The 8,368-nt window shown below is 57.9% G+C and carries 6 protein-coding genes and 1 pseudogene; 6 read left to right on the forward strand and 1 reads right to left on the reverse strand.

Going from position 1 to position 8,368, the window contains the following annotated elements:
• The 4 genes from HX884_RS24295 to HX884_RS24310 all read left to right on the forward strand — a co-directional run.
• Window positions 1-651: MFS transporter (locus tag HX884_RS24295; RefSeq protein WP_178328920.1), on the forward strand; the 651-nt coding region annotated here is incomplete at its 5' end.
• Window positions 652-662: 11 nt separating this feature from the next.
• A complete protein-coding gene (locus HX884_RS24300) occupies window positions 663-1,844 on the forward strand; it encodes an amidohydrolase (protein WP_178328921.1) in 1,182 nt (393 codons plus the stop codon).
• Between the two features lie 118 nt (window positions 1,845-1,962).
• On the forward strand, window positions 1,963-3,072 hold the full coding sequence (locus tag HX884_RS24305) for an AI-2E family transporter (RefSeq protein ID WP_013095768.1): 1,110 nt from the start codon (window positions 1,963-1,965) through the stop codon (window positions 3,070-3,072).
• A 120-nt stretch (window positions 3,073-3,192) separates the two neighbouring features.
• On the forward strand, window positions 3,193-4,977 hold the full coding sequence (locus HX884_RS24310; protein WP_178328922.1) for a diguanylate cyclase: 1,785 nt from the start codon (window positions 3,193-3,195) through the stop codon (window positions 4,975-4,977).
• Between the two features lie 71 nt (window positions 4,978-5,048).
• Here HX884_RS24310 and HX884_RS24315 read toward each other — a convergent pair whose 3' ends face one another.
• Entirely contained in the window at window positions 5,049-5,948 is a 900-nt protein-coding gene (locus HX884_RS24315) for a LysR family transcriptional regulator (protein ID WP_095440362.1), read from the reverse strand.
• Between the two features lie 99 nt (window positions 5,949-6,047).
• On the opposite strand from HX884_RS24315, the gene HX884_RS24320 reads away from it, so the two are divergent.
• On the forward strand, window positions 6,048-6,842 hold the full coding sequence (locus HX884_RS24320; protein WP_178328923.1) for an SDR family NAD(P)-dependent oxidoreductase: 795 nt from the start codon (window positions 6,048-6,050) through the stop codon (window positions 6,840-6,842).
• Between the two features lie 24 nt (window positions 6,843-6,866).
• Window positions 6,867-8,080, forward strand: a pseudogene (locus HX884_RS24325) (L-dopachrome tautomerase-related protein).
• Window positions 8,081-8,368: the final 288 nt, after the last annotated feature.

Genomic DNA, 8,368 nt, shown 5'->3' on the forward strand with positions numbered 1-8,368 from the left:
TTGACATATCAGGGACTATTCCATTTCATCGTCCAACAAAATGGGTGCAGTACACGAGCGCTGTGGCGTAACCCCACGGTGCTGCTGCTGTTTTTCTCGGTGTTTTGCATCAATATCCCAAGCTATGGCCTCTTGGCCTGGCTGCCTAAATTCTTTGTCCAGAGCATGGGCATGCCGATTGAGGTGTCCGGTTATATCGTGGCGGCTGGCGGCGCGGGGATCTGGCTTTCGTCGTTGTGCACCGGCTGGCTGGTCGGAAAATACTTCCACCACCGCGAGCCACAGGTGATTTTGATCTGCGCACTGGTGAGCGCTGCTGCCATTCTCGGCATCTTCCACACCGCCACGGCGGTGAGTGCCAGCATCCTGCTGTTTGTGGGGGAGATCTTCCTGATGGCCACCTTTGTGACCGCGTTTACCCTGCCAATGAAACGCCTGCCGGAGAACATCATGGGCTCGGCCATCGGGCTGATAAACACCGGGGGGACGCTGGGGGGCTTCGTTTCACCGGTTGTTATTGGCTATCTCGTTGGAAAAAGCCACAGTTATGAAAGCGCATTTATTTTCTTGTCACTGGCAATGGTGTGCGCGGGCGTGGCGATAGTGCCATTGATAAAAAAACCTGCGCCCTCACTGCCGGTGACTGACTGAAGGAGACTGTCATGAAAAGTAGCACTGAAAACCTTATCCGCGACGTTCACGACGAGGTGATCCGCTGGCGCAGGCATATTCATGCCAACCCGGATCTCTCATTTCAGGAAAAGCCGACCGCAGATTTTATCGCCCGTGAACTGGCGAATCTGCCGGCGCTGACGATTAGCCGCCCGCTGGAGAACAGCGTGGTGGCGGTATTACAGGGTGAAAAACCCGGCCCGATGTGGGCACTGCGTGCTGATATCGACGCCCTGCCGCTGCAGGAAGAGAGCGGTGAAGCATTCAGCTCAACCAAACCCGGCGTAATGCACGCCTGCGGTCACGATGCCCACACCGCCATGCTGATGGGCGCGGCGAAAGTGCTTTGCCACCTGCGCAGCCAGCTGTGCGGCAGCATCAAGTTTATCTTCCAGCCTGCCGAAGAAGTGCCGCCGGGCGGCGCGCGCGAACTGGTGGAGAAAGGCGTGGTTGACGATGTCGAGAAGATCTTCGGTCTGCACGTTTTCCCGACCAGTCCTACCGGTAACATTACGCTGAAAGAAGGGGTGTATGTCGCCTCCAGCGATAATTTTGATATCACGATCTTCGGCCGGGGCGGACATGGCTCAATGCCGCAGTTCTGCATCGACCCGGTGGTAATCGGCGCTGAAGTTGTCACCGCGCTGCAAAACGTGGTGGCGCGTAATCTCGACCCGATTAACGCCCCGGTGCTGACCATCGCGACCTTCCAGGCCGGTGACAGCTATAACGTGATTCCGGACAGCGCTCGCCTGGCCGGAACGGTGCGTACTCATGATCAGCAGGTGCGCGAGCAGGTACCGCAGCTGGTGCAGCGTATTGTCGAGGGCGTCGTCAGTGCCCACGGCGCGCGCTGTGAGATCCGCTGGCAACAGGGTTACGCCGTTGGCAACAACCATGCCGACACCAATGCCATCGCCAAAGCGGCGATTGCAGCGCACTTCGAAGAAGGAACGCTGCAGCTTGCCGATCGGGCCCTGTTTGGCAGCGAGGATTTCTCCTCGTATCAGGAGAAAGTCCCGGGAACGTTTCTGTTCATCGGCTGCGGCAACGAGGAAAAAGGCGCGGTCTGGAACGTCCACAATCCACACTTTCGCATCGACGAGGCTGCGCTGGCGGTGGGCGTGAAAACGCACGTTGCGCTGGTGAGCCCGCTGTTTGAGGAGATTTGACCCCTCCCGTCCTGACATTGCCCGGCGGCGCGTCGCCTGCGCCCCCCGGCGCAATGGTTGGTAAATCCGTCAATCAGTTCTATAGTCGTCACAGTTTCTTAGTAACCAGGACTGACTGATGCGCTTTAACGGACTGACCAAAGGTTTCTTTATCTTTATTCTCGCCCTCGTGACGTGGGCGTTTTTCGACGTGCTGTCGCCCTACTTCTCCGCCATTCTGTGGGCCGCCATTCTGACCGTTATCTTTAATCCGGTAAAAAACAAGCTGCGCGCCGCACTGGGAGATCGCAATGGGCTGGCCTCGCTGCTGACCATCGGCATTATCTGCCTGATTGTCTTTATCCCGTTGATGGTGATCTTCTCCTCGCTCGCCATTGAGCTGAACGTGGTGTACACCAAACTGCAGGAGAACAACACCCAGTTCCCGGAGGTGGTGGCGAGCATCTTTAACCATCTGCCGGACTGGGCCAGCGGTTTCCTCGCGGATCACAACCTGACCAACGCCGCGCAGATCCAGAAAAAACTCTCCGATGTCGCCCTGCAGGGCGGGCAGTATCTGGCGGGCAGCGCGTTTCTGATCGGCAAAGGGACATTCGGCTTTGCCATTAGCTTCGGCATCATGCTGTATCTGCTGTTCTTCTTGCTGAAAGACGGGCCGTTCCTGGTGCGCCAGATCCTCGACTCCCTGCCTCTGTCCGATTTCGCCAAGCAGCACCTGTTCGCCAAGTTTGTCGGCGTCTCGCGGGCGACGGTAAAAGGCACGGCGGTAGTCGCGGTGGTTCAGGGTACGCTTGGCGGGATTGCGTTTGCCATTGCCGGTATCGACGGCAGCATCCTCTGGGGAGCGCTGATGGCCTTCCTCTCCCTGGTGCCTGCGGTGGGGTCGGCGATTGTCTGGGTTCCGGCCGCCATTTTCCTCTTCGCGACGCATCAGATCTGGCAGGGGCTGTTCATTGTCGGCTTCTTCGTGATTATCGTCGGGCTGGTGGATAATATCCTGCGCCCGCTGCTGGTAGGCAAAGACACCAAAATGCCGGACTACCTGATCCTGATCTCAACGCTTGGCGGCATGGAGCTGTACGGCATTAACGGCTTCGTGATTGGCCCGCTGATTGCCGCGCTGTTTATCGCCTGCTGGAACCTCTTCTCCGGTCGCGATCATGCGGGTAACGCCGAAGAGCTGGATGCCGCGTTTATTGAAGAAGGGAAAAATCCTCCAGATTTATAAACCGCTGACGATAACCTTCCCAACAGGCGGCGCTGTGCCGCCTTTTTTTTCGCCTTAAATCAAACGTTTTCTATAATTTGAAAGAACGCCATCCTTCTTTGGTCGTAAAAGGATCACCAGGTGCGAATCGCGACGATAACAAACTGGGCCTACGGTGCCACGGTCTGCCTGACCCTCGCTTCCGGCATCATCATGCTGATGGCGTCCAATGCTGACACCCTTGAGCGTCAGGCCGTTGAACAGCGGCAGAAATTTGATGCGCTCACGGAAGATATCGAAACCGATATCTGGGCGCAGTCTGATTTAGCCCGCCTGTACGTGATTAAAAAAGATCCGCAGATCCTCAGGGAATACAACCAGTCAGAGAACAAGCTGAAGAGTACCGAACTCCGGCTGGAAAAACTGCAGGATGTCGGCGCGTCAGATGATGAGCTGTCTCTGCTGCATGAAGGGATAAAAATCGTCGATGAGCTACAGGACGAACAGCAGGCCGCCCTCACCCACACGGCGCAAGGAGAAGATGCGCAGGCCATCGCCCTGCTCTACGGTGCGCCCTATGAGCAGGAGCTGGAACGCGCCCAGAATCAGATCGATCACTTCCGCCAGATACTCGACAAGCGGGTGATCACTTCCGTTCAGGAGGCAACCAAAAAATCGAAAACGCTGCGGACAATCTCTGAAATGATGGTTGGCCTGACCGCCCTGCTGTTCCTGTTTGTGCTTGGCTTTATCTTAAAACGGCGCGTGCTGCGCCCGGTGGTACGCCTGAGCGATGTGGTACACCGTCTCGCGTCGCAGGATTACGCGGTTGAAACACCCAATTTCAACCAGATCGATGAGATTGGCGATATGGCGCAGGCGATTCGTATCTTTCGTGAAAATGGCCTTGCGCGGCAGCGTCTGGAAAAAGAGCGCGACGCCGACTGGGCCATCCGCGAGCTGCTGGCGCGCATGACCCAGCGGCTGCAGGGGTGTGAGAACTTTGCGGATGTGATTAACGTAGCGGAGCTGTTCGCCCCCAATATCGCGCCGGGAATTGCCGGGCGGCTCTATATCCTCGACCGCGATCCGTGGCAGATGCGCTGCGTCGCACAGTGGCTTTCGCCGCCAGGAGAGGATACGCCTTTTCATCCCGATGAGTGCTGGGCGGTCAGACGTGGGCAGAGCCATCCTCCGGTGAATGGCGAGCCGGATATCGCCTGCTACCATCTGCCGGCGTCGCACACGCATACGTCGCTCTGCGTTCCTATGATTGCCCAGGGCGAAGCCATTGGGTTGCTCTCCTTCCAGAACATCACTGCGGAAAATGCCCCTTCCCGCGCCTATCTGGAGCTGATGGCTGAAGCGCTCGGTCTGGCGCTGGCCAACCAACGTCTGCGCGATGCCCTGCTGGAAAAAGCCCTCTTCGATCCGCTCACCGGCTTGCGTAACCGCCATCATCTGGAAGATACCCTGCGCACCCAAATGGCGCAGGCGGTGCGCAATGAAGAGCCGGTAAGCTGCCTGATGATCGACATCGACCACTTCAAAAGCATCAATGACCGCTTTGGTCATGAAGCGGGCGATCAGGTCATCAAAAGCGTAGCCACCATCATACAACGCGCCGTACACGACAGCGGGCTGGCATTCCGCTATGGCGGCGAAGAGTTTCTGGTGTTGCTTTCCGGCGTCGATGAAGAGGCGGCGCAGGCGTGCGCCAAAGAGATTTATAACGGCGTGCATGAACTGTCGCTGCGCTATGGGCTTTCAGAGATTGGCCCGGTGGATGTGTCGATTGGCGTCGCCAGCTATCCGCAGCACGCTCAGAGCGATAACCTGCTGCGCGCTGCCGACGTGGCCTTATACCGGGCGAAAGAGCTGGGCCGTTCGCGTATTGTGAGCTTTGGGATGCTGGAGGCGGGCTGACGGTGATTTTCGCGCCCTCACGTCCCCCGGCTCAGGGGCAACTCTCTTTTTTCATAGTGGACATATCCTTGTCATTTTTGGGTGGTGAGAAGATCAATCATCGCCCGGGTGGCCGCCGACTGGCGTCGATGTGGCGCGAAGAGCACGGAGAACGGCCGCGACCGTCCACGCAGGTGTGGCAGCACCTCGACTAACTGTCCGCGCTGTATCCTGTCGCGGACGATAAATTCATAGCTCTGGCAGATCCCCATCCCCTGCTCCGCCAGCGAAACCACGCCGAGTACATCTTCTGAGATTTCGATAGTTGAACCCGGCAGCCAGTCAATATCACGTTCCTCATCACGAAACACCCAGGGGGCAATGCGTCCGGTACGCGGCATGATAAAGGGCAGACAGGTGTGACGATGCAACTCCTCCAGCGTCTGCGGGCTCCCCATGCGGTGCAGGTAATCAGGCGATGCGACCAGCAGCAGCGCCGCGTCCTCCAGCTTGCGCGCAACTAACCCACTGTCGGGCAACTGCCCCAGGCGAATCGCCAGATCGAATCCCTCCGCAATCAAATCAACGTTGCGATTGGTGATGTTCAGCTCCACCTGAACGCGTGGATAGTGTTGGGCAAAGCGCGCCAGCAGCGGCGGCAGACGGTAGTGCCCGTAGGTGGTTGGAACGCTCATTCGCACGCGACCGGTCAGATCGCCTTCCTGGCCCCGCCCCTCGCGTTCGGCGTCATCAAGCAGTGCAAACGCAGACCTCGCCTGTTCCAGATAAACGCGTCCGGCCTCCGTCAGCCCCACGCGGCGGGTCGTTCGCTGTAATAACTGCCGTCCAAGACGCGCTTCCAGGCGGGAAACCGCGCGACTCAGGACAGAGGGTGTGGTGGAAAGGACAACCGCTGCGGCCGTAAAAGAGCCGTGTTCAACGACAGTAATGAAGACTTCAACGTCTCCGAGATAATCGAATTTGCGGCTCATTTTGCTCTTTCAGGAACAAATGTTTTTCAATCTGGCTAATTTACCCCCTCCGGAGTGATGAGTAAAGTGAGCTGCATTCATCATCAGAGGGTAAACACTATGGATCTTCAACTCACCGGTAAGACCGCGCTGGTTACGGGCGCAACCGCAGGCATTGGTTTGGCCATCGCCCGTACGCTCGCTCAAGAAGGGGTTGCCGTCACCCTTACCGGACGCGACCCGGCAAAGCTGCAAAAAACCGCGGCCACCATCACCGACGCGACGCCTGACGCACAGGTCTCCACCGTTGTCGTTGACCTCGGAACCCTGGAGGGCGCAGAAGCCCTGTTCGCCGCCTGCCCTGATACCGATATTCTGATTAATAACCTGGGGTTCTACGAAGCCAAAGCCTTCGCGGATATTAACGACGAAGACTGGCTGCACATGTTCAACACCAATGTGATGTCCGGCGTCCGCCTCTCACGCCACTACTTCCCGCGCATGCTGGAACGGAACTGGGGACGGGTGATTTTTATATCCAGCGAAGTGGGCGCCTTTACGCCGCCAGACATGGTGCATTACGGCGTCAGCAAATCAGCGCAGCTTGCTGTTTCGCGCGGTATGGCCGAACTGACCCGGGGAACCGGCGTGACGGTTAACAGCGTGCTGCCATCGGCGACGCGCTCGGACGGCATTATTGAGTACCTTCGCCAGACCGCGCCTGCCCCGGATATGACCGATCGGGAGATCGAAGCGCATTTCTTCCAGACCTACCGCCCCAGCTCGTTGATCGCCAGAATGATTGAGGCAGACGAGATCGCGGCGATGGTCGCTCTGTTAGCCAGCCCACTGGGCGCGGCATCCAACGGGGCGGCTGTACGCGTCGAGGGCGGCACGTTCCGTTCCATCCTTTAATGCTGAACTCACCGGAGCCTTTTCATGTTCATTCGCACCCGTAGTCTGTCCGCCATTGCGCTGGCGGCGCTGATCGCTTTCCCGAGTCTCGCCAGTGCGGCGACGCTCCAGCCCCTTGAACGCTGGCGCAGCTATGCTGGCGTGAGCTGGCATACCTCTCAGAATGGGCAAACGCCGACGCGGTTTTCCGGCTCGGTTAACGCGCCCATTGCCGGTATCCATTTTGATGCAAAGGGCCGGGCCTTTGTCAGTACGCCCCGGCTGGTTTCTGCCGCCGCCCCCGCCACGCTGAGTATTCTGGATACGACTGTGCAGTCCGGCCCTGCCCGCCTGACGGCGTTTCCGTCACGCGGGGGAACGCGGTAAACACCGATCCCGCGCAGAACCTGCGCAACGTGCTTGGCTTTTATATTGATCGTCAAAACGGCTGGCTATGGGCGCTGGACATGGGGTTTGTCGCAGGCGAAGCGGAGTCGCCCGTGGGCTCGCAGAAACTGGTCGTGCTGGATCTCAACACGGGCCGCACCCTTAAACGTATCGCCCTGGATGGCGTGGCGGACCGCAAAGCCAGCTTCCTGAACGATGTGGTTGTCGATGAGAAACGCCGCGTCGCCTATATCTCCGATAGCGGCTCGCGGAGCGCACCGAAAAACCGCGTGGGCCTTATCGTCGTAGATTTCGCCACCGGCACGGCGCGACGCGTGCTCGACCGTCATCCAGCGCTACAGATTGAGCCGGGCGTCAAGGTGGTTTCACACGGTGCGGAGGTCTGGCCGGGTAAACCCTTATTAATTGGCATCAACGGTATTGCGCTCTCCCCGGATGCGGACACGCTGTACTGGACGGTCACAACGGGAACCCATGCCTGGGCAGTGCCCACGGCATTGCTGAGGCAGGCAGGGTCAACCGATGCGCAGATTGCCGCCAGTATCCAGGATCTTGGCGTGGTGGGCGGTAACACCGACGGTCTTGTAACCGATGTAAAGGGCAACCTCTATATCACGGATGTTACCCGCAACGGCATTGTCCGGTTTGATCCAAAGCACCGCGCTATGTCGCTTATCGCCGCCAGCGAAGACGTTTACTGGCCAGACACACCGGCAATCCGTCCGGACGGGGATTTGATCTTTACCTCGAGTCGCCTCAATGACCACTTCGCGGGAGCCGTTAAACCCGGAGAGGAACGCTATGATTTGTGGCGTTTGCCTCTCGGTGCATCACATAATACGGGCGAATAATAAAATACCCGTGGCTGGATAATCGCGAACGATTATTGATGCGGGTCAAAGGAATGTGGCTGATTGACTAAAGAACAAGGTCAGGGAGTCGATATTTATCTGGGTAGTTGTCAGCCTGTATCTGCAGGCTGGCAACTCTGCCGGGCAAGATAAACGGCCCTTTTCGGCTCAGGATCATCCACGCAGCCACCTAAATAAAATTATCTCATGGAGAGAAAATGAAAGTTCGTCTTCTAGGGAAGGTGCGAACAAGTTCCTGATATGAGATCATCATATTCATCCGGAGCG

Source organism: Enterobacter sp. SECR19-1250, assembly GCF_013391025.1.
Lineage (GTDB): Bacteria > Pseudomonadota > Gammaproteobacteria > Enterobacterales > Enterobacteriaceae > Enterobacter > Enterobacter cloacae.

Excerpts from the sequence above, each read along its gene's own strand:
- HX884_RS24300 (WP_178328921.1), top strand. The coding sequence starts at position 663 with ATGAAAAGTAGCACTGAAAACCTTATCCGCGACGTTCACGACGAGGTG.
- HX884_RS24305 (WP_013095768.1), top strand. The coding sequence starts at position 1,963 with ATGCGCTTTAACGGACTGACCAAAGGTTTCTTTATCTTTATTCTCGCC.
- HX884_RS24315 (WP_095440362.1), bottom strand. The coding sequence starts at position 5,948 with ATGAGCCGCAAATTCGATTATCTCGGAGACGTTGAAGTCTTCATTACT.
- HX884_RS24320 (WP_178328923.1), top strand. The coding sequence starts at position 6,048 with ATGGATCTTCAACTCACCGGTAAGACCGCGCTGGTTACGGGCGCAACC.